17 protein-coding genes are annotated in these 21,154 nt (G+C 71.4%); 8 read left to right on the forward strand and 9 right to left on the reverse strand.

The genetic code is table 11. The annotated features are described in order from the left end of the window. Window positions 1-8 precede the first annotated feature (8 nt). Both rpoD and dnaG read right to left on the reverse strand, forming a co-directional pair. Window positions 9-1,148, reverse strand: a complete 1,140-nt coding sequence (rpoD, locus tag AAH991_RS15435) for an RNA polymerase sigma factor RpoD (RefSeq protein WP_346226645.1) — start codon at window positions 1,146-1,148, stop codon at window positions 9-11. 146 nt (window positions 1,149-1,294) lie between these two features. After that, entirely contained in the window at window positions 1,295-3,214 is a 1,920-nt protein-coding gene (gene dnaG, locus AAH991_RS15440; protein WP_346226499.1) for a DNA primase, read from the reverse strand. A 146-nt stretch (window positions 3,215-3,360) separates the two neighbouring features. On the opposite strand from dnaG, the gene AAH991_RS15445 reads away from it, so the two are divergent. Next, window positions 3,361-4,215, forward strand: a complete 855-nt coding sequence (locus tag AAH991_RS15445; RefSeq protein WP_346226500.1) for a M23 family metallopeptidase — start codon at window positions 3,361-3,363, stop codon at window positions 4,213-4,215. 16 nt (window positions 4,216-4,231) lie between these two features. Here the strand turns inward: AAH991_RS15445 and AAH991_RS15450 are convergent, their stop codons facing one another. After that, the gene (locus AAH991_RS15450) at window positions 4,232-5,539 is read right to left on the reverse strand and encodes a deoxyguanosinetriphosphate triphosphohydrolase (protein WP_346226501.1); all 1,308 of its coding nucleotides are present in this window, start codon (window positions 5,537-5,539) and stop codon (window positions 4,232-4,234) included. Between the two features lie 173 nt (window positions 5,540-5,712). Between AAH991_RS15450 and AAH991_RS15455 the strand changes: the two genes are divergently transcribed. Then, entirely contained in the window at window positions 5,713-6,504 is a 792-nt protein-coding gene (locus tag AAH991_RS15455; RefSeq protein ID WP_346226502.1) for a hypothetical protein, read from the forward strand. Here the strand turns inward: AAH991_RS15455 and AAH991_RS15460 are convergent. Continuing rightward, window positions 6,501-8,402: a M14 family metallopeptidase gene (locus AAH991_RS15460; protein WP_346226503.1), complete on the reverse strand. Its 1,902-nt coding sequence runs from the start codon at window positions 8,400-8,402 to the stop codon at window positions 6,501-6,503. The two genes, AAH991_RS15455 and AAH991_RS15460, sit on opposite strands and share 4 nt — an antisense overlap. 150 nt (window positions 8,403-8,552) lie before the next feature. Next, window positions 8,553-11,201, reverse strand: a complete 2,649-nt coding sequence (gene ppdK, locus AAH991_RS15465) for a pyruvate, phosphate dikinase (protein ID WP_346226504.1) — start codon at window positions 11,199-11,201, stop codon at window positions 8,553-8,555. Window positions 11,202-11,550: 349 nt separating this feature from the next. On the opposite strand from ppdK, the gene AAH991_RS15470 reads away from it, so the two are divergent. Beyond that, window positions 11,551-13,047 carry an alpha/beta hydrolase gene (locus tag AAH991_RS15470; protein ID WP_346226505.1) on the forward strand — a complete coding sequence of 499 codons (1,497 nt, stop codon included), beginning with the start codon at window positions 11,551-11,553 and terminating at the stop codon, window positions 13,045-13,047. Between the two features lie 251 nt (window positions 13,048-13,298). Here the strand turns inward: AAH991_RS15470 and AAH991_RS15475 are convergent, their stop codons facing one another. Then, a complete protein-coding gene (locus AAH991_RS15475) occupies window positions 13,299-14,684 on the reverse strand; it encodes a glycine--tRNA ligase (protein WP_346226506.1) in 1,386 nt (461 codons plus the stop codon). Between the two features lie 163 nt (window positions 14,685-14,847). Then, entirely contained in the window at window positions 14,848-15,336 is a 489-nt protein-coding gene (locus AAH991_RS15480; protein WP_346226507.1) for an antibiotic biosynthesis monooxygenase family protein, read from the reverse strand. A 48-nt stretch (window positions 15,337-15,384) separates the two neighbouring features. Here AAH991_RS15480 and AAH991_RS15485 point away from each other — a divergent pair, with 48 nt between their 5' ends. The 3 genes from AAH991_RS15485 (at window position 15,385) to AAH991_RS15495 (ending at window position 16,887) form a co-directional block, all read left to right on the forward strand. After that, window positions 15,385-15,807, forward strand: a complete 423-nt coding sequence (locus AAH991_RS15485) for a DUF6703 family protein (RefSeq protein ID WP_346226508.1) — start codon at window positions 15,385-15,387, stop codon at window positions 15,805-15,807. 55 nt (window positions 15,808-15,862) lie between these two features. Beyond that, complete coding sequence (locus tag AAH991_RS15490) at window positions 15,863-16,276, forward strand: Fur family transcriptional regulator (protein ID WP_346226509.1); 414 nt, start codon at window positions 15,863-15,865, stop codon at window positions 16,274-16,276. Window positions 16,277-16,338: 62 nt separating this feature from the next. Beyond that, window positions 16,339-16,887, forward strand: coding sequence for a CGNR zinc finger domain-containing protein (locus AAH991_RS15495; RefSeq protein WP_346226510.1), 549 nt, complete (start codon window positions 16,339-16,341; stop codon window positions 16,885-16,887). 1 nt (window position 16,888) lies between these two features. Here the strand turns inward: AAH991_RS15495 and AAH991_RS15500 are convergent, their stop codons facing one another. After that, on the reverse strand, window positions 16,889-17,674 hold the full coding sequence (locus AAH991_RS15500; protein WP_346226511.1) for an isoprenyl transferase: 786 nt from the start codon (window positions 17,672-17,674) through the stop codon (window positions 16,889-16,891). Between the two features lie 30 nt (window positions 17,675-17,704). Further along, window positions 17,705-18,502 carry a DNA repair protein RecO gene (gene recO, locus AAH991_RS15505; RefSeq protein ID WP_346226512.1) on the reverse strand — a complete coding sequence of 266 codons (798 nt, stop codon included), beginning with the start codon at window positions 18,500-18,502 and terminating at the stop codon, window positions 17,705-17,707. Window positions 18,503-18,770: 268 nt separating this feature from the next. Between recO and AAH991_RS15510 the strand changes: the two genes are divergently transcribed. Together AAH991_RS15510 and AAH991_RS15515 are read left to right on the forward strand one after the other, a co-directional pair. Beyond that, window positions 18,771-20,375, forward strand: a complete 1,605-nt coding sequence (locus tag AAH991_RS15510) for a CDP-alcohol phosphatidyltransferase family protein (RefSeq protein WP_346226513.1) — start codon at window positions 18,771-18,773, stop codon at window positions 20,373-20,375. Next, window positions 20,372-21,082: a DUF5941 domain-containing protein gene (locus tag AAH991_RS15515; protein ID WP_346226514.1), complete on the forward strand. Its 711-nt coding sequence runs from the start codon at window positions 20,372-20,374 to the stop codon at window positions 21,080-21,082. Before AAH991_RS15510 ends, AAH991_RS15515 begins: the two co-directional genes overlap by 4 nt. The last annotated feature ends 72 nt before the right edge of the window (window positions 21,083-21,154 follow it).

The following is a 21,154-nucleotide window of genomic DNA, read 5'->3' on the forward strand; positions in this document are numbered from 1 at the left end:
GAGAAGCGTCAGTCCAGGTAGTCCCGGAGCATCTGGGCCCGGGTGGGGTGGCGCAGCTTGGCCAGCGTCTTGGACTCGATCTGGCGGATGCGCTCACGCGTCACGCCGAACTCCCTGCCGACCTCCTCCAGCGTGCGGGGGTGACCGTCGGAGAGGCCGAACCGGAGCTGGATGATCCGCTGCTCGCGCTCCGACAGGGTGGCCAGGATGTCGTCGAGCTGGTCCTGCAGCATGATGAAGGCCGCGGCCTCCATCGGCACCACCGCGTCGGCGTCCTCGATGAAGTCGCCGAGATCGGAGTCCTCCTCGCCGATCGGCGCCTGAAGCGAGACCGGCTCCTGCGCGATGCGCTGGATCTCCACCACGCGGTCGATGGGCAGGTCCATCTCTGCGGCGATCTCCTCGGGCGCGGGCTCCCGGCCGAGATCCTGGTGGAGCTGCCGCTGCACCCGGACCAATTTATTGATCGTCTCGACCATGTGCACGGGAATCCGGATCGTTCTCGCCTGGTCGGCGATCGCCCGGGTGATCGCCTGGCGAATCCACCACGTCGCGTAGGTCGAGAACTTGTATCCCTTGGTGTAGTCGAATTTCTCGACCGCGCGGATGAGGCCGAGATTGCCCTCCTGAATGAGATCCAGGAACAGCATTCCGCGGCCCACATAGCGCTTGGCGATGGAGACCACGAGCCTGAGATTGGCCTCGATGAGCCGCTGCTTGGCGCGGACGCCCTCCCAGACCAGGTCCTCCAGCTCCGGCTGGGCGAACCTGGCGGCGGGGCTCTCGCAGAGCTTGTCCTCCGCGAACAGGCCCGCTTCGATGGCCTTGGCCAGCTCCACCTCCTCCTCGGCGGTGAGCAGCGGAACCCTGCCGATCTCCCGGAGGTAGATCCTGACCAGGTCGCTGGTCGGAGCGCGTTTGCCGATATCCTCCTCGTCCGGCTTGCCGGGTTCCTCGTCGCCTTGCGGCTCGAGGACCTCAACTCCGTTCTCGGCGAGCATCCGCACGACGCGTTCCAGCGCGTCGGCGGGCAACTCGGATCGGTCGAGCGCGGCGGCCACGTCTTCAACCGTGACGCTCCCGCGTTCCCTTCCCTTCGCGACGAGGTCCGCCACCTGGTCTACCGATGGCGGCCTGCTTGGCAGCACCGATGCACCCACGCAACACAGTGTGCAGGAAAGGCACCACTAAATGGCAGGCCTATTTTTGTCACCCAAGGTAAGGCGGAAGTCAATACCGAATCGAGATCAAAATATATGTTTGACCGCTGTGAGGACTGGAAAGGGACGTTTATTCAGGCCCCACTCGCGCGTTCTCGCAACACCCGTCGCTGCTGTTCCAGCGCCACGAGTTCACCGAACAGCCGGTTGTACTCCTGCTGCTCCTCGACCGGGTTGAGCCGCTGCAGCCGCGACTTCACCTGGGCGACGGCCCGGCCCACCGCGACCTCCTGGATCTTCGCCAGGACGGCCGCGCCGTACCGCTCCTCGACGTTGACGTCGGCGCGCACGGCCTCGACCGCGAACCGGGTGACGAGCGACCTCAGGTCGAGGCCGGTCGCGTCCGGCGCACCGGCGTCGGCCTGCTCCAGCAGCCGGTCGACCCACTCGCGCCCGCCCGGGCCGCCGGCGACGGTCCCCCCCGCCGCCATGACGACCTCGTACAGGGCGACGTGCTCGGGCAGGGTGAACGTCGCCGCGCCGAGCGCGTCGAACTCCGGCCCGAGCAGCGCGGGCCGCTGCACGGCGAGCTTGAGCGCCTCCGCCTCCAGGCGGACGGCGGGGTCCAGGGGCTCCTGCCGCACGGCCGCGGACTGCGCCGGCGCCGCCGTACGGCCCGGCTGCCTGCGCCCGGGAGCGTGCGCGCCGTCCTGCGTCCGCCCCACGACCTGCTGGACGCGCTGGATGACGAAGCCCTCGTCCATGAAGCCGAGCCAGCGGTCGAGGTCCACCACGTAGGTCTTGCGCAGCCCCGGGTCCTTGATCGAGGCCACGACGGGCGCGGCGGCGTCGAGAGCGGCCAGGCGGCCCTCGTTGGTGTTGAGGTCGTAGCGGGACAGAGTGCTGCGGATCGCGAAGGCGAACAGCGGCTCGCGGCCGGCGATCAGGTCGCGCACGGCGGCGTCGCCCTGCTTGACCCGCAGGTCGCAGGGGTCGAGGCCGTCGGGCTGCACGGCGACGAACGTCTGCGTGACGAACTTCTGCTCGTCGGCGAACGCGCGCAGGGCGGCCTTCTGCCCGGCCGAGTCGCCGTCGAAGGTGAAGATCACCTCACCCCGGAACTCGGCCTGGTCGAGCAGCAGCCGGCGCAGCACCTTGATGTGGTCCTCGCCGAAGGAGGTGCCGCAGGTGGCCACCGCGGTCGGCACGCCGGCCAGATGGCAGGCCATGACGTCGGTGTAGCCCTCCACGATGACGGCCTGGGACCGCTTGGCGATCTCCCGCTTGGCGAGGTCCACGCCGTACAGCACCGAGCTCTTGTGATAGATCGGGCTCTCGGGGGTGTTCAGGTATTTGGGGCCGTCGTCGGAGTCGAGCAGCTTGCGCGCGCCGAAACCGATGACGTCTCCGGTGATGTCGCGGATCGGCCAGACGAGCCGCCCGCGGAACCGGTCGACGGGGCCGCGCCTGCCCTCGCGGGCCAGGCCGCCCTTGATCAGCTCCTGGGAGGTGAACCCGCGGGCCATCAGATGCCGCGACAGCGCCTCCCACTCGTTGGGCGCGTAGCCGACCCCGAAGTGCTCGGCGTCGGCCCGCTCGAAGCCGCGCTCGGACAGGAAGCGCCGCCCGGGCGCCGCCTCCGGGGCGGACAGCCGCTCGGCGTAGAACTCGGCGGCGGCGCGGTGCGCCTCGATCAAGCGCAGCCGCTCGCCCTGCTCGCGTCCCGGCACGTAGCCGCCCTGCTCGTAGCGGAGCTGGATGCCGGCGCGCTGGGCGAGCCGCTCGACCGCCTCGGTGAACGTCAGGTTCTCGATCTTGCGGACGAACGTGATGACGTCGCCGCCCTCGGCGCAGCCGAAGCAGTAGTAGTAGCCCCGGGCCGGGGTGACGTTGAAGGAGGGCGACTTCTCGTCGTGGAACGGGCACAGGCCCTTCAGGTTGCCCCCGCCCGCGTTGCGGAGCTGGATGTGCTCGCCGACGACGTCGGCGATCGGCGAGCGCTCCCGCACGAGCGCGATGTCCTCGTCACTGATCCGACCGCTTCGCCCTGCCACGCTGGCGAGTCTAGGGCCTGCCTCCGACAGCCCGGACGCCCCGCCGCCGACGCAGAGGACATGTCACGACTTTCCGGAACAGGTCGTGATGTACGTCTTGGTCCGTTACAAAGGAAAGGTTCGATAACGTCGACCAGGTGGAGATCATGCGATCGGGGAGACTGGCCGCCCTCGCCGGCGCCGCGTTCGTCGCGGCGTCCTGCGGCGCGCCCGCCGGGGTCGCGGGAGTGAGCACGCTGCCGCCCACGCCGCCGCCCGGAAACAGCATCACGGCCACCACCGACGACTCCCAGCCCGGCCACGTCGTGCCCCCGCCCGGGGACGAGCCGGTGCGGGTCCCGCCGCCGAAGATGTCCCCCTACACGTACGCCTTCCCCATCAAGGGCTGCAAGGTGTCGTACTCCCGCAAGCTGCTCGTGCTCCCCAAGACCACGATCTGGGCGAAGAAGGGCTGCGCGTTCGTCTCGCCGGTGGACGGCGTCGTGCAGGAGGTGAACGTCAACAACGCCTGGGCGCCCTCCACCGACCGCGGCCCCGACCGGGAGGGCCGGTTCGTCACGGTCAAGGGCGAGGACGGCGTGCTGTACCTCGGCGGTCACCTCGACTCCGTCGAGGAGGGCGTCACACCGGGCACCAAGGTCAAGGCGGGGCAGCCGCTCGGCCGGGTGGGCAACACGGGCAACGCCCGCGACACCGCGAGCAACCTCTACTTCGCCATCTCCTGGCCGGTCGAGCCGCAGTACTGGTGGGTCCGCCGGGGCATCGTGCCGCCGTGGCCGTACCTGGACGCCTGGGACGACGGCAACCGCACGGTCTCCCCCCGCAAGGCGATGCTCACGCTGCGCAAGAAACTGGGAGCCACCCCGCCCTGCACGCAACTGTGCTCGTCCAGCTCGTCCAACTCCTCCACGAAGCAGCCCACGACGCCCACCCCGGACGAGACCAAGCCGCCCAAGAAGAAGAACGACAAGGACGACGACACGGTCGTCATCCCGCTCTGAGACGCCGTGAACGCGGTCAGCCCGCCTTGAGGCGGCGGTGCGCGGCCACGGACATGCGCCGGTGCCAGCCCATGGCGGACGCGTCGGTGAGCGAGGCGATCTGGTCCACCACCGCGCGCAGCCGTCCCGCGTCGTCGGCGGCCTGCTCGAACTGCGGCCGCAGGGCGGGCTCCAGGGTCGCCGGGGCGCCCCGGAGGATGAGATCGCCGAGCTCGGCGATGATCTCCCGCTGCCGGGCCTGGACGGCGTGGTGGTCCTCCCGCGACATCACGTAGTGCGCCGTCACGCCCTTGAGCAGCGCGCACTCCAGCCGGGTGGTCCTCGGCACCACCAGGTCCGCGTCGTACCGTCCCGGGGCGCTCCGGCCGGCGGGCGCCGGGCGGCAGCCGTACGCCTCGCGCGTGGCGTCCTGCGCGGAGCGGCACAGCCGGCCGATGAGCGCGCTGGTGAGCCGCTTGAGCGCGGCGAGGTCGGCGAGCCCGGCGTCGAAGGCGGCGGGCCACAGCGGCTCGGTGATCAGCCGCGCGAAGGTCTCCGACAGCTCCTCCAGACCGGCGTCGGGCGTGTACCACTGCCTCGTCAGGCGGCACACCTCCAGCCGCTCCTCCGGGTCGCGCAGCGCCGCCATCGTGACGTGGCCGCAGGTCAGCGCGTCCTCCAGGTCGTGCACCGAGTACGCCACGTCGTCGGCCCAGTCCATGACCTGCGCCTCGAAGCCGACCGCGTAGTCGGGCGCGCCCTCCCGCACCCACCGGAAGACCGCCAGGTCGTCGGGGTAGACGCAGTACGGCTGGCCCTCCCCGGCGAGCGGGACGCCCGGAATCCGGCAGGAGGACCCGGCCCAGGGGTACTTGCACACCGAGTCGAGCGTCGCCCGGGTGAGGTTGAGCCCGGCGCTGCGGCCGTCCTCGGTGATGACCTTGGCCTCAAGCCGGGTCAGCAGGCGCAGGTTCTGCGCGTTGCCCTGGAACCCGCCGCACGGCGCCGCCAGTTCGTCGAGGGCGGCCTCCCCGTTGTGGCCGAACGGGGGGTGGCCGAGGTCGTGGGCGAGACAGGCGGTCTCCACCAGGTCGGGGTCGCAGCCGAGGACCTTGCCCATCTCCCGGCCGATCTGCGCGCACTCCAGCGAGTGGGTCAGCCGCGTACGGGGGCTGTGCAGGCCGGTGCAGTCGGCGGGGGCAACCACCTGCGTCTTGGCGGCGAGCCTGCGCAGCGAGGCGCTGTGGAGCACGCGTGCCCGGTCCCGCTCGAACGCGCTCCGCTCGGGGTTGCCGGGCGGCTCAGGCACCCATCGTGCCTGGTCGTGCTCGTCATAGCGGGCCATGCGTCCTCCTTCCCTGTGGCAAGCCCCGTGGCGGCGGGGAATGGAGCGTACCCGCGAAGGTCGGGTTTCACGACAGATCCGGTAGTCCGATGGGAGATTGCCCTCTTGCCCGGTAAGCGGCCGGGGGTGATACTCGGCTTTTGCCGCCCTGGCGCTTCCGGGGAGGAGCCCTGGTGGTGGACGACGAGCTCGCGGAGGTCCTCCGGTCCGGGCCCTTCGAGCGCGCCCTGCGGGCCGCCATCCGCGCGCGGGGCCTGAGCCTCGACCGCCTGCACTCGCGGCTGCGCGAGCGGGGCTTCGAGGTCAGCCTGTCGAGCCTCAGCTACTGGCAGCGCGGCCGGTCCCGGCCCGAGCGCGCCGCCTCCCTGGCGGCGGTCCGGGAGCTCGAGGTCATCTTGTCCCTGCCCGAATACGCCCTGATCGGCCTGCTCGGGCCGCCCCGCCCGCGGGGACGGCGGCCGGAGACGCTCACCGTGCTCAGCCACCACGAGCAGGTGGTGGTGAGCACCGGCCGGCGGCACCGGGTCAGCGCCCGCGTCGTGCTGCGGGCCGCCGCGCCGGGCGTGGACCGGTACGTGGTCGCCCATCCGGCGGGCACCCGGCTGCTGCGCACCGAGTGGTGCCGGCCCGGCCGCGGCGACGACGACGGCACGGGGCTCCTGACCGAGCTGATCTTCCCGCACCCGCTCGGCCCCGGCGAGACCCACGTCGTGGAGTACGTCACCGCCGTCGCCCCGGCCGACCGGTACGACCGGCGCCTGCGGGACCCGGTCGAGCAGCATCTGGTGCAGGTGCGGTTCACGGGCGGGCGGCTGCCGGTGCGGTGTTTCCACACCTGGTCGCCGGACGCGTCGGCGCCGCCCCGCGACACCGGCGAGCTGCGCGTCGACGCGTTCGGCACCGCCCACCTGGTGGACACCGGCGCCCGGCCCGGCGTACGCGGCATCCGCTGGGAGTGGGTCTAGCTCCTGGTGATGCGGACGTCGTCGACACCGGCCTCCACGAGACTGGCGGTCGCCAGGTCGGCCGCCTCGAACTGGATGCGCACGGTCTGGCCGGCGAACCCGGTCAGCGACGCGGTGGCGACGCTCCACGCGCCGTCCCTGTCGGTGGCCGCGCCGAGCTGCTCGAAGACCGTGCTCGTCGTGCCGCCGATGACCTTCACGCGGAAGTAGTCGGCGGAGGAGGAGTTGGACCCGTGGGCGAGATACCAGGACAACGACAGCGTGAGCGTCCCCGAGGCCGGCAGCGTGATCGGCGGTGACGTGATCGTGGTCACTCCCCCGTCGACGTCGCCGTCCCCCGCGCTCGTCCCGGCGGCGGCGCCGGTGACCAGGTCGTAGCTCCCGCTGACCGTGGTGCCGAGCTGCTTGGCCCCGCTGGAGGAGGTCGCGGCGGGGTCGGCGCGCTCCCACGCGCCCGAGGTCGCCGTGTCGGAGCCCGCCGCGTTCGCCGTCCAGCCGGTCGCGGTCTCGAAGGTGTCGGAGTAGACGACGGCGGGCGGCGTGCCCGTGCCGCAGTACGCGGACTCCTTCCCGATGACCCGGTAGACGCAGTCGGCGTTCTGGACGAGCAGCAGCGCGGCCGCCCGGTTGCGGGAGGTCTCCCGGTCGATCGTCTCGTCGGGCGAGTAGAAGCCGGGGCTGCTCCCCCGGGGATACATCTCGAACGTGTACGTGAAGATCTTGTAGGTGCCCCACATCCAGTCGTCGATCGAGCCGTCGGTGATGTAGAGGTCGCTCGCCTGCTCGGCGGTGTACCCGTTGGTGGCCGCCATGCTGCGGCCGAGAGCGGCGTGCGCGTCCCGGTCGTCCTGCGTCATGCCCGGGCCGGTGTCGGCCGTCGTGTACCCGTACGGCCACAGGACGAGCTCGCTGTAGGTGTGCCAGTCGATGGCGGCCTTGATCTGCTGGACGCCGCCGACCACCCGGCCGCGGACGAAGTCGGCCGCCGCCTTGACCTCCGGGGCCGACTCGGCGGCCGATCCGCGGTAGGTCTCGCTCGACGGGGTGCCGGAGGATCCGCCGCAGCAGCCCCACCTGTAGCCCCAGTTGCGGTTGAGGTCGGTGCCGACGCTGGAGGTGCCGGCGTTGGGCTGGCGGTTCTTGCGCCAGGACCGGTAGGAACCGGTGGCGACGTCGTACTCGCCGCCGTCGGGGTTGAGGTCGGGCAGGATCCAGATTTCCCGCGTGTTCACCAGGTCGGTGATCTGGGCGTCGCCGCCGTAGCCGTCGGTGAACAGGCGCAGCAGGTAGATCGCCATCTCGACGGTCAGGTGCTCGCGCGCGTGCTGGTGGGCGGTGAACAGCACCTCCGGCTCGTTCTCGTCGGTGGCCACGTTGTCGCTGATCTTGACGCCCATGAGGTCGCGGCCCTCGTAGGAGCGGCCGTAGCTGAACCTGCGGGCGATCGTGGGATGGGCGGCGACGACCTGGTCCACCAGCGCGCTGAGCTCGGCGTGGTTGTGGTAGCCGGAGTCCCCCGCGGGGAAGTCGAAGGTCTGCGGGCCGGCGGGCTCGGCCGGGGGCGTCAGGTCGGTGACCTTGAACCCGAGCCGCCGGATGGCGTCGGACTCCTGGAGCGTCGCGGTGACGACCATGCTCCGGCCGTGCACCTCGTCGATCGCGGCCCCGGTGCGGGCCACCGCGCTGCGCTGCGCGACGGTGGCCGGGCCGTCCACCTGGTACTGCCTCGACGGCGACGGCTCCTGGTCCGCCCGCCCCGCGGGTGCGTCCCCGGCGGCCGTGAGCGGGGCCGCCGGCGGGACGGCCGACGACACGGGGGCGGCGCCGAGCAGCGTGGGGAGGGTGCACAGCAGCGCCGCGGCGATCGCGAGCGCCGGCGGGCGGCGACGTCTTCTCACTCCACGTCCTTCCTTGCGGTAGGTACGTAGAGTGATCACTCAGGCGGGCGGCTTCAACGGTCACCGGGCCGTGTCGCGCGACCCGGTGAACCACCCCCACTCCGACCTGGACATTCCACAACGAGTCCGGATGTTCTGTGGAATTTCAACTCATCGGGTGTCGGACTCCGCGCAGGTCAGCGCGGCGCGGCCCGCCTCGAGCCGCGCCACCGGGATACGGAACGGCGAGCAGGAGACGTAGTCGAGGCCGATCCCGTGGCAGAAGTGGACCGAGTCGGGGTCGCCGCCGTGCTCGCCGCAGATGCCGATCTTCAGGCCCGGCCGGGTCCGCCTGCCCTCCTCGGCCGCGATCCGCATCAGGCGGCCGACGCCCTCACGGTCGATGGACTCGAACGGCGAGACCCCGAAGACGCCCAGGTCGAGGTACCTGCCGAAGAAGCCGCTCTCCACGTCGTCGCGGGAGAAGCCCCAGGTCATCTGGGTGAGGTCGTTGGTGCCGAACGAGAAGAACTCGGCGGACTCGGCGATCTGCCCGGCCGTCAGCGCCGCCCTCGGCACCTCGATCATCGTGCCGATCGCCGCCTCCACGCCCGCCTCGGCGAGGATGCGCTCCGCCTCCTCCCGTACGATCTCCAGCTCCTGCACCGCGCCGACCAGCGGGATCATGATCTCCGCCCGGGCGCCCTCGACCCTCCGTGCCGCCGCGGCGATGGCCCGCACCTGCATGGCGAACAGACCGGGGATCGTCAGGCCGAGCCGTACGCCGCGCAGGCCCAGCATGGGGTTCTGCTCGTGCAGCCGCTTGACCGCCGCCAGGAGCCTGCGGTCCCGGTCGTCCGCTCCCTTCCCCGCCCGTTCTTCCGCGACGGCCACCTTCACGGCCAGGTCGGTGAGGTCGGGCAGGAACTCGTGCAGCGGCGGGTCGATCAGCCGGATCGTCACCGGCAGCCCGCGCATGGCCGTGAAGATGCCGGTGAAGTCGCCGGTCTGCAGCGGTTCCAGCGCGTCCAGCGCGGCCTGCCGCTCCTTGGGCGTCGCGGCCAGGATCAGGTCCTCCACGAGCCGCCGCCGCTCCCCCAGGAACATGTGCTCCGTACGGCACAGCCCGATGCCCTGGGCGCCGTAGCGGCGGGCGCGCGCGGCGTCCTCGGCGGTGTCGGCGTTGGCCCACACGGCGAGCCGGCGGACGGAGTCGGCGTGGGTCATGATCCGGTCGACGGCCCGCACCAGCTCGTCCCCGGCCGGCTCGCCCTCGAAGTACTCGGCGACCGGCGAGGCCGTGACGGGGACCTCGCCGAGGTAGACGGCGCCGGTGCCGCCGTCGATGGAGATCACCTCGCCCTCGTTCACGACGATCCCGCCTGGCGCGGTGAAGCGGCGGGCGTGCGTGTCGACGTCCAGCTCCTCGGCCCCGCACACGCAGGTCTTGCCCATGCCGCGGGCCACCACCGCGGCGTGGGAGGTCTTGCCGCCCCTGGAGGTGAGCACACCCTGCGCCGCGATCATCCCGGCGAGGTCGTCGGGGTTGGTCTCCCGCCGCACGAGGATGACCGCCTCGCCCCGCCCCGCCAGCTCGACGGCCCGCTCGGAGCTGAAGACGGCCTTGCCCGCGGCGGCGCCGGGTGAGGCGTTCATGCCGTGGGTCAGCCTGCGGTTGCCCGCCGTCGCGGCGAAGCGGGGGAACATGAGCTGGGCGAGCTGGTCGCCCGTGACCCGGATGACCGCCTCGTCCATGTCGATGAGGCCCTCGTCCACGAGCTGGGTGGCGATGCAGAAGGCGGCCTCGGCCGTGCGCTTGCCGACGCGGGTCTGCAGCATCCACAGCTTGCCGCGCTCGATCGTGAACTCGATGTCGCACAGGTCGCGGTAGTGCCGCTCCAGCGTCGCCATGATGTCGAGGAGCTCGCGGTAGGCAGGGGGGTTGATGGTCTCCAGCTCCTGCAGGGGAACGGTGTTGCGGATGCCTGCGACGACGTCCTCGCCCTGGGCGTTGCGCAGGTAGTCGCCGTAGACGCCCTGGCGTCCCGAGCCGGGGTCCCGGGTGAATGCGACGCCGGTCCCGGAGTCGGGGCCCATGTTGCCGAACACCATGGCCACGATGTTGACGGCCGTGCCGAGGTCGGCGGGGATGCGCTCCTGGCGGCGGTAGAGGATCGCGCGCGGGGCGTTCCAGGAGTCGAAGACCGCCCTGACGGCGAGGTCCATCTGCACACGGGGGTCGGCGGGGAAGTCGCGGCCGGTCCGCTCGCGGACGATGCCCTTGAAGGTCTCGACCAGCCGCTGGAGGTCGGCGGCGTCGAGGTCGGTGTCCTCCCGCTCGCCCTTGAGGTCGTCCATCGCGTCCTCGAACAGCTCGTCGCCGATGCCCAGGACGGTCTTGCCGAACATCTGGATGAGCCGGCGGTAGGAGTCCCACGCGAAGCGGTCGTTGCCCGACTGCTTGGCCAGCCCGAGGACCGAGTCGTCGTTGAGGCCGATGTTGAGGACGGTCTCCATCATGCCGGGCATCGAGAACTTCGCCCCCGACCTCACGCTGACCAGCAGCGGGTCGTCGGCCTGGCCGAGGCGCTTGCCCATGCGCGCCTCCAGGGCGGCGAGGTGCTCGCCGATCTCCCCCTCCAGCCCGTCGGGCATGCCGCCATGGCGGAGGTAGTGACGGCACGCCTCGGTGGTGATCGTGAAGCCGGGAGGCACGGGCAGGCCGATGTTGGTCATTTCCGCCAGATTGGCGCCCTTACCACCGAGGAGGTCTTTGAGGTCCTTGTTGCCCTCGGTGAAGTCGTAAACGTACTTGGGCATGTGACGCTCCTTCGCCGACTTCAAAGAAACCGCGGACGCGGCCCGCAACCGGACTGTACCTAGGAAAAGCAGCACCAAACATCACCCTTCACCACATATGGCGTCTAAGCAGGTAGAAGGGCTGCCAGAGGTCTAATCCAATCAAAGATCGGTCGTTTTTCCGGAGGGCGCAGACTGGTATAAACCAATTCGCGGTCAAGCGCGTCGCACAGCCCCCGGGACATCGGAGGGGAAATGGTTTAGACCATTGTCCGGTAAGGCGGAGTTCCGGTGCGTCGGCGATACCGGCGCGACGGTCTGCGATATAAACGAGGCACCCTCCGAACGCAGTCGAACATGAGGGGTTTCAGTGTCGCGAGGGGTGTCGGCGCGGAGGATCTGGCCGGTCATGGCGGCGGCGGTGGCCGGGCTCGGCGCGGTGGCGGCGACCGCCGGCTGCGGCGGCGCGCGGGTCGCCCCCGAGGAGTACGCCTCCGCCACGCCGTCACCGTCCTGGAAGGCGTGCGAGGAGACCGCCTCCTCCTCCGGCTTCGAGTGCGCCACGCTCCAGGTGCCGCTCGACTACGCCAAGCCCGAGGGCAGGAAGATCGGTATCGCCCTGGTCCGGCTGCGGGCCACCGACCAGAGCCGGCGCATCGGCTCCCTGGTCTTCAACTTCGGGGGTCCCGGCGGCTCCGGCGTCACGACGCTCATGAACGCGGCCCACGCGTTCTCCACGTTGAACACCCGCTACGACCTCGTCAGCTTCGACCCGCGCGGAGTGGAACGCAGCAGCGGCATCCGCTGTCTCAGCGGCCCGCAGATGGACCAGTACATGAGCAGGGAGCCGAGCGAGAACGCCGCGGCCGAGACCAAGCTCGTCACCGGATTCGCGCAGGGATGCGAGCGCAACGCGGGCTGGATCCTGCCCTATGTCGGCACCGTCAACGCGGCACGCGACATGGAGACGCTGCGGGCGGCCCTCGGCGAACCGCGCCTCGACTACCTGGGCTTCTCCTACGGCACCCACCTCGGCGCGGTGTACGCCACGCAGTTCCCGAAAAAGGTGGGGCGGATGGTGCTCGACTCCGCCGTCGACCCCTCGATCGGCATGCTCGAGATGGCCAAGACCCAGGCCCTCGGCTTCCAGAAGGCGTACGAGGACTACCTGGCCGACTGCGCCAAGACGCGGACGAGCTGCCCGCTGGGCGCCGACCCCGCCGCCGCCAACGCCACCGTGCTGCGGCTCCTCGACACCCTGTCCCGCACGCCGGGGAAGGTGGGCTCGCGCACGGTCACCGAGGACGTGGCCCGGGCCGGCATCACCCAGGCGCTCTACAGCAGGCTCACCTGGCCGCTGCTGACCGAGGCCCTGGACGAGGGCCGGAAGGGCAGGCTCGACGGCCTGCTCGCGCTGGCCGACCAGTACGCCGGGCGGCAGCCGGACGGCACCTACTCGACGCTGCAGTTCTCGCTGCCGTCGGTGCTGTGCGTCGACAGCACCGACCGGCCCACGGTCGCCCAGGCCGAGGAGCTGGCCCGGCGGCTGGAGAAGCGGAGCCCGATCTTCGCCTCGACCGCGATCAGCGCGGGGTCGTGCAGCGTCTGGCCGGTGCGCGGGGACGACGCCGCCAGGCACGTCGACGCCACCGGGTCCAATCCCATCCTGGTGGTCGGCGTGACGAACGACCCGGCCACGCCGTACCAGTGGGCGCCGCGGCTGGCCGAACAGCTGCGCACCGGCGTGCTGCTGACGCTGAACGGCGAGGGACACGGCGCGTACGGCCAGAGCAGGTGCATCGACGACAAGGTCGACGCGTTCCTGCTGGAGGGGAAGGTCCCGGCCAACGGAACGCGCTGCGACTGAGCGCGCTCCCGGCCGGGTCGTCCGTCCGCGGCCGCGCAGGGCCTCGACCTCCGGCAGCCCGGTGGGGTGGCCGCTGCGCGTTCCCCGCGTCCCGGGACGAGCGCTCCGGTTCCCGCCCTCACCCGCACCGCCGCTGACACCACCCGGCACCACGCCGACAGCACCGCCTGGTGACACGCCGACAGCACCGCCCGGTGACAGCGCAAAGCGCCTGTCCGGAAATTTCCGGACAGGCGCCTTGTCGTGGTGATCTAGTCGTTGAGGTGCTGGCGCAGGTACGACTCGACCTGGTCGAGCGCGACCCGCTGCTGGGCCATGGAGTCCCGCTCGCGGATCGTCACGGCCTGGTCCTCCAGGGTGTCGAAGTCGACCGTGATCGCGAACGGCGTGCCGATCTCGTCCTGGCGGCGGTAGCGGCGGCCGATGGCGCCCGCGTCGTCGAAGTCCACGTTCCACCGGCGGCGCAGCCGCGCCGCCAGGTCGCGGGCCTTCGGCGACAGGTCGGCGTTGCGCGACAGCGGCAGCACCGCGACCTTGACCGGGGCCAGGCGGTGGTCGAGGCGCATCACGGTCCGCTCCTCCATCACGCCCTTGGCGTTGGGCGCCTGGTCGACGGTGTAGGCGTCGATGAGGAAGGTCAGCGTCGCGCGGTCCACACCGGCCGCCGGCTCGATGACGTACGGCACGTAGCGCTCGCCCGACTCCTGCTCGAAGAACGACAGGTCGGTGCCGGACGCCTTGCCGTGCGCGGTGAGGTCGAAGTCGGTGCGGTTGGCGATGCCCTCCAGCTCACCCCACTCGCCGCCGGCGAAGTTGAAGCGATACTCGATGTCCACAGTCCGCTTCGAATAGTGGGACAGCTTCTCCTTCGGGTGCTCGTAGAGCCGGAGGTTGTCCTTGTTGATGCCGAGGTCGACGTACCAGCGCAGGCGCTCGTCGATCCAGTACTGGTGCCACTCCTCGTCGGTGCCCGGCTTGACGAAGAACTCCATCTCCATCTGCTCGAACTCGCGGGTGCGGAAGATGAAGTTGCCCGGGGTGATCTCGTTGCGGAACGACTTGCCGATCTGGCCGATGCCGAACGGGATCTTCCTGCGGGCCGACTGCTGGACGTTCAGGTAGTTGATGAAGATGCCCTGGGCGGTCTCCGGCCGCAGGTACGCCAGGCCGGACTCGTCCTCCACCGGGCCGAGGAAGGTCTTCAGCAGGCCGCTGAACTGCTTCGGCTGGGTGAAGGCGCCCTTGTTGCCGCAGTTGGGGCAGGTGATGTCGGCCAGGCCGCCCGCCGGCTCGCTGCCGTGCTTGGCCTCGTACGCCTCGACGAGGTGGTCGGCGCGGTAGCGCTTGTGGCACGACTGGCACTCGGTGAGCGGGTCGGTGAAGGTGTCGACGTGACCGCTGGCCTGCCAGACCTCGCGGGCGAGGATGACACAGGAGTCGAGGCCGACGACGTCGTCGCGGCCCTGCACCATGGCCTTCCACCACTCGCGCTTCACGTTGTTCTTGAGCTCGACACCGAGGGGGCCGTAGTCCCAGGACGCCCGCAGGCCTCCGTAGATCTCGCTCGACGGGAAGACGAGCCCGCGGCGTTTGGCGAGGCTGACGATCGTTTCCAAGACGTCGGTGCGACGTGCCATCAGTGGAACTCCATCCGGCTGGGTGTCGGCGTTGAGATCGGGGTCAGCGGTGCGCTGATCGCTGAGGCGGGCGGACCGGCCGGTTGCCTGCCTGCGGCGGCGGGATGTCCGGCCACCTGCCCGGATCTGGGCTCAAGCTTAGGGGAATCCGGCGCCCCCGCGCTCAAGCCTTGCCCGGGGTGCCCGCGTTCGCCTCCTCGCCGGGGAGCGCGTAGACGCCTTCGAAGGCGCCGGGCTCGTTGATCATAAGGGTCATCAGCGGATACATGACCATTCGCGCCGCCGACAGGGCGCGGCGGTAGTAGCCCGCGCCCTCCCACTCGCTGACCACGGCCCACAGGGCCGGCTCGTCCACCGACCTGCCGATCTGCCCGCGCAGGTATCCCGGCTGCGCGGCCAGCAGGTCGAGGATGGCGCGCGCCTGGGCGGCGAACTCGTCGGCGCGGGCGCCCGGCACCGAGTAACGGATCACGGCGAGCATGCCGCCCAGCATGCCACCCCTCCCGTACGCCCCGCCGGGAGGGGGCGACGCGGGCGGAAAGGCCACAGCGGGCGACATGACCGGGCACTCTCCGGAGGGATCGGCACTGAGCGCCCCTCCCGCCGACCGCTCCGCCACGAGCTCCTCCTCGCGATGCACCACCCTGGACACCGCTCCTTCCGGGCGAACTTCGGCGGTCGCGGCACTAGGCTCGAACGCGTGGGAAGCGAAACCGAACCGCCGCGCCGTCAGGTGCCGGCGCATCCTCTGGCGAGGAAGCCCCCCGCCGGGGCGAACGCGGCGTCCCCGCGGGCGCGGCGGCCGCTGCCGCCGGGCGAGCAGTTCTTCACGCCCGGCGCGACCGGGCTGCGCGCGGCGGTCGAGCGCAGGAGCGCCGCGTCGCTGGTCTTCCTGTTCCAGCAGCCCCGATGGCTGGCCCCGCTGGTGATGGTGGCCCTGCTGATCGCCGGACTGGTGGTGCCCGACTGGCGGGGCGGCGTGGCCGTGCTGCCGGTGCTCGCGTTCATCGCCTGGCTGGCCTACCTGTCGTGGCCGTCGCTGCGTCCGGTGGGCCGGTTGCTGCGGGTGGCGGTCGGGACGTTCCTGGTTCTCCTCGCCGCCACACGTTTCGGACTGATCTGACGCGAACCGGCCTAACCTGATAGGTCGTAGGGCGAAGCCGTACACAGGAGTCCTGATGACGAAGAGCCGCGACGCCGTCCACGAGATACTCCGGCAGAGCCGGGGGTTCCGCAGCGCCCAGGACGTGTTCGCCGAGATGCGCGCGGTCGGCTCGAAGATCGGCCTGACGACCGTGTACCGGGCGCTCCAGTCCCTTTCCGACTCCGGCCGGGTCGACGTGCTGCGCACCGACGAGGGCGAGTCGGTCTACCGGGCCTGTCAGACCGACACCCATCACCACCACCTGGTGTGCCGTGTGTGCGGTCGTACGATCGAGGTCGCCGGGCCGGACGTGGAGCGCTGGGCCGAGGTCGTCGGCGCCGAGCACGGCTTCATCGACGTGACGCACACCGTCGAGGTCTTCGGCACCTGCTCCTCGTGCGCGCAGTCCTGTGGGGAGTCGTCGGAAGAGGCGGCGGGAAAGGGCTGACCCCGCCCCGCGCGGGCCCGTCGAGAGGTACGCTGCCTGCGCCGCGACATGAGGGAGATGGCGTGCCGTTCAGCCATGACATGGTGTACTCGCTGGCGACGGTGGTGGACCTCATCAACACCGGCACCGGCGAACGCGACGGGCTGGCCGAGGTCGGCGACCTGGAGGAGTTCGTCCGCAGGCGGGAGGTCAGCGGTGTCGGGGCGCTGACCCGGCGCGACCTCGCCGAGGTCCGGGACCTGCGCGAGGAGTTCCACGCCGTGTTCACCGCGCCGGACCAGCCGACGGCGGTCGGCCTGCTCAACACGCTGCTGCGGCGCACCAGCATCACGCCGAGCCTGACCGAGCACGACGGCCATGCCCTCCACGTGCACTACTTCGCGCCGGACGCGTCGGTCGCCGAGCACCTGGCCGCCGACTGCGGCGTCGCGCTCGCCCACGTGCTCGTGGAGAACGAGCGGGACCGCCTGCGCACGTGCGCCGCCCCCGACTGCGCGCACGTCTTCGTGGACGAGTCGCGGAACCGCTCCCGGGTCTACTGCGACAGCCGCACCTGCGGGAACCGGATGCACGTGGCGGCGTACCGGGCCCGCCGCCGCGACGCCTCCTGAGTCAGGACGCCTCGCCGGGGACGGCGTTGGGCACCGCGCCGCCGTACCTGCGGTCGCGCTTGGCGTAGATCTCGCACGCCTGCCACAGGTCCCGGCGGTCGAAGTCGGGCCACAGCTGGTTGAGGAAGACCATCTCGGCGTACGCGGACTGCCAGAGCAGGAAGTTGGAGGTGCGCTGCTCGCCGGAGGAGCGCAGGAACAGGTCCACGTCGGGAATCTCGGGCTCGTCCAGGTAGCGGGCGAAGGTCTTCTCCGAGACCTTGTCGGCCTTGACCCGGCCGGCGGCGATGTCGCGGGCGAGCTTCACGGCCGCGTCCACGATCTCCGCGCGGCCGCCGTAGTTCACACAGAACTGCAGGGTCAGCGTGCTGTTGCCGACCGTCATCCGCTCGGCGTCCTCGAGCTCGTTGATGACGCTCTTCCACAGCCGCCCGGGACGTCCCGCCCAGCGCACCCGCACGCCCATCGCGTGGAGCTGGTCGCGCCGCCTGCGGATCACGTCGCGGTTGAACCCCATGAGGAAGCGCACCTCGTCGGGCGAGCGCTTCCAGTTCTCCGTGGAGAAGGCGTACGCCGACAGGTAGGGGATGCCGAGCTCGATGGCGCCCTCGATGACGTCGAACAGCGACGCCTCGCCCATCTTGTGCCCCTCGGTCCTGGGCAGCCCGCGCGCCTTGGCCCAGCGGCCGTTGCCGTCCATGACGATCGCCACATGTCGCGGCAGCAGGGCGCGCGGGATGGCGGGCGCGGTGGCCCCGGACGGGTGCGGAGTAGGAGGACGGACCATGTTCCGAGGGTATTGCGTCCGGACCCGTCCTCAGACGCGGAAGACGTGAGGATCGTGTGCGGGTTCCGCTGGATCCCGTGCGGCTTCCGCCTGGCCCGGCCACTCGCGTTCGACGTGCCGCAGCGAGCGGATGCCGTGCTCCAGGTGCCACTGCAGGTACGCGGCGACCAGGCCGCTGCACTCGGCGCGGTGCCGGGACTCGGAGGCGTCGGCGGCCGCCCAGTCGCCGCGCAGCAGGGCGATCATCAGCGCGATCGTCTCCGCGGCGGGCACCGCGGCGCCGGCCGGGCGGCAGGCGCCGCACACCACGCCGCCGGCGACGATGGCGAAGGCGCGCACGGCCTCGGCTCCGCAGCGCGCGCACTCCGACAGCGCGGGGGCGTAGCCCGCCACGGCGAGTGAGCGCAGGAAGAACGCGTCGAGCACCAGCCGGGCCTCGTGGCCGCCCTCGGCGAGCGTGCGCAGGCCGCCGACCAGCAGCAGGAACTGGCGCAGCGCCGGCTCCTTCTCCCCCACCGTCAGCCGGTCGGCCGTCTCCAGCATCGCGCTTCCCGCGGTGTACCTGGCGTAGTCGGCCACGATCGCCTCGCCGTACGGGTGCAGGGTCTCGACCTGGGTGATCACGTCGAGCGACCTGCCGCTGTGGAGTTGCAGGTCGACGTGGGAGAACGGCTCCAGCCGCGCGCCGAAGCGCGACATGGTCCTGCGCACGCCCTTGGCCACGCCGCGGACCTTGCCGGTGCGCCGGGTGAGGATGGTGATGATGCGGTCGGCCTCACCCAGTTTCTGGGTGCGCAGCACGACGCCCTCGTCCCGGTAGAGGCTCACCCCGCCATGGTAGGGGCGCGTGCGAGCGCCCGCCCCGCCGGCGCGGACGATCACCCCACCGAGGGGCCACGAATGGTGAAAATTCGGTAATGATCCGGCGACGATGCTCGGGGACGAACCCTCTCCAAGCTGTACATCCGGGGGCCGTACGGTAAACCTGGGATGCATCGGCTCAACCGAAAGGTCACTAAGCTTTGGCTTCCGGCGGATCTCCCCGCGCCGGTCAAGCCTGAGGGCCTGATCTCCCCCCGTTGCGTGAAAGGTTGCCATGACCCGCGTGGTCCTGCTGGGCGCCCCGCCCGGCCCGATCAGTCCCCCGCCGCCCGGCGGACAGCCCGCCCTGCCCGCGGACATCACGCTCAAATCGCTGCCCGGGGCCCCCTCCGCGTACGACAGGCTGCTCGCACAGGCCGCCGTCATGGACCCCGAGCCGACGACGATCGCCCGGCCGGGGGACGCCGCCGCCTACCGCAGGCCGTACGGCCGGGTGGTGGAGAGCCCCGACGTCGCCGGCGACCTGCGCGCCCTGGCCGACGCGGTCGAGGGCGGCGAGGACAACCTGCTGATCCTGCCGGCCGACTCGCTGCTCCACGACGAGCTGATCTACCAGATCACCAAGGCCAAGCGGGGCGCGATCGCGCTGGTCGCCCGCGAGCAGCGCGAGGAGGGCGGCGAGCAGGACGAGAACGCGGCCACCGAGCTCGTGCCCATCGAGGAGGCGGAGCCCGAGATCGGCCGGAAGGTCGTCGAGGGGCTGCCTCTGCGCACCCGCATCGGCCGCAGCCGGATCATCTCGGTCGGCACCGCCTACCATGCCGTGACCCGCCCGAACGCCGTGCTGCTCGGGCCGCTCCACCTCCACCAGCGGCACCTGCAGACCCTCGCCGAGGTCGCCCGCGAGCTCGCGGACATGGCCCACCTGTTCGGCCCCGAGGACGACGTGACCGAGCTCCTCGTGCTCGGCCTCGTCCGGCGCGGCGTGTCGGTGGGCCGGCGCGGCCGGCGCGACCTGTTCTTCCGCCGCATCCGCAGCCAGGCCGAGGCCGACGAGGCGCTGACGGAGATGGCGGGCTTCGACGAGGACCGGGCCCGGCTGAACAACGCCGTGAAGGGCGCCGACGGTTTCTTCACCACGTTCTTCGTCAGCACCTACTCGCGCTTCATCGCCCGCTGGGCGGCCCGCCGGGGGCTCACGCCCAACCAGGTGACGCTGATCTCGATCGCCCTCGGCCTGCTGTCGGCCGGCGCGTTCGCCACCGGCACCCGCTGGGGGGCGGTGGCCGGCGCGGTGCTCATCTACTTCGCGTTCGTCTTCGACTGCGTCGACGGCCAGGTCGCCCGCTACGCGCGCAAGTTCGGCGTGCTCGGCGCCTGGCTGGACGCGACGTTCGACCGGTTCAAGGAGTACGCCGTCTTCGTCGGCCTCGCGGTCGGCGCGACGGTGTCCGGGAAGTTCGGCGACGGCGAGGGCGTCTGGACGCTGGCGCTGGTCGCGCTGGCCCTCCAGTCGGTCAAGCACCTGCTCGACTTCTCGTTCGGCGCCGCCAACCGGCGCAAGGCGCCCGTGCCGCTGCCCACGCTGGACCTGACGGTCGCCGACGACCGGCCGCTGCGGGAGGCGCTGGAGCAGCGCAGGGCGAGCCGGAGCACCGGCGTGCGCGGGCTGCTGAAGCTCTGGACCAAGGCCGGCAAGTTCCGCCCGGTCCACTGGGCCCGCAAGATGATCGTGTTCCCCATCGGCGAGCGCTTCGCCGCGATCGCGATCACCGCCGCGTTCTTCGACCCCCGGGTGACGTTCCTCACGCTGATCGTCTGGGGCGGCGTCGCGGCCACCTACACCCTCACCGGACGTCTCCTGAGGTCGCTCGCATGATCACTCAGCCGCAGGCCACCACGCCGCTCCCGGACCCGGACGAGGAGCGCCGCCGCGTCCAGACCGCGCGCCTGCTCGCCTACCGCGACGACGGCCCGCTCGCCACCGCACTGAAGGGCGCCCTGGGCCGGCTGCTGCCGCCCGTGCCCGCGACCGCGGTGGCGCTGCTCGCCATCATCGCGCTGGCCGTCGCCGGCGCCCTCACCGACGGCCCGATCCTGCTCGTGCCCGTCGCCGTGCTGCTCGTGCTGGTCCTGCCCACCGCGGGCCGCGACCACCTGGGCCGCTTCGACTGGCTCACTCCCCCGCTGCTGCGGGCGGCCGAGTTCGCCACGATCATCCTCCTCGGGCTGGCCGAGGACACGCCCAAGTGGCTGCTGTTCGTGCTCCTCTACGTCGTCGGCTACCACACGTACGACACCGTCTACCGCACCCGGCAGGGCATCTGGCCCCCCGCCTGGCTGTACCGGGCCGGGCTGGGCTGGGAGGTCCGCCTGCTGATCCTGGGCGTGGCCGCCGCCGCCGGCTGGCTGACCCCCGTGGCCGCCGTCCTCACGGCGTACCTGCTCGTGCTGTTCGCGGTCGAGAGCGTGACGAGCTGGGTCCGGCTGGACAAGGCCTCCGCGCAGGCCCAGGCCGACCAGGACCTGGAGCAGTCGCCCGAGGAGGCCGCCGAGCAGGTCACCGGCGAGGCCGAGCAGGGCTGACCACCGCGTCCCCGCAAGGCGGCCGCCCCTGACATCGGTCGGGCCGCGCCGGCACTCGGTGCCGGCGCGGCC

This window comes from Microbispora sp. ZYX-F-249 (genome assembly GCF_039649665.1).
GTDB classification, from domain to species: Bacteria; Actinomycetota; Actinomycetes; order Streptosporangiales; family Streptosporangiaceae; genus Microbispora; species Microbispora maris.

Excerpts from the sequence above, each read along its gene's own strand:
- AAH991_RS15445 (WP_346226500.1), top strand. The coding sequence starts at position 3,361 with ATGCGATCGGGGAGACTGGCCGCCCTCGCCGGCGCCGCGTTCGTCGCG.
- AAH991_RS15450 (WP_346226501.1), bottom strand. The coding sequence starts at position 5,539 with ATGGCCCGCTATGACGAGCACGACCAGGCACGATGGGTGCCTGAGCCG.
- ppdK (WP_346226504.1), bottom strand. The coding sequence starts at position 11,201 with ATGCCCAAGTACGTTTACGACTTCACCGAGGGCAACAAGGACCTCAAA.
- AAH991_RS15475 (WP_346226506.1), bottom strand. The coding sequence starts at position 14,684 with ATGGCACGTCGCACCGACGTCTTGGAAACGATCGTCAGCCTCGCCAAA.
- AAH991_RS15490 (WP_346226509.1), top strand. The coding sequence starts at position 15,863 with ATGACGAAGAGCCGCGACGCCGTCCACGAGATACTCCGGCAGAGCCGG.
- AAH991_RS15500 (WP_346226511.1), bottom strand. The coding sequence starts at position 17,674 with ATGGTCCGTCCTCCTACTCCGCACCCGTCCGGGGCCACCGCGCCCGCC.
- AAH991_RS15510 (WP_346226513.1), top strand. The coding sequence starts at position 18,771 with ATGACCCGCGTGGTCCTGCTGGGCGCCCCGCCCGGCCCGATCAGTCCC.
- AAH991_RS15515 (WP_346226514.1), top strand. The coding sequence starts at position 20,372 with ATGATCACTCAGCCGCAGGCCACCACGCCGCTCCCGGACCCGGACGAG.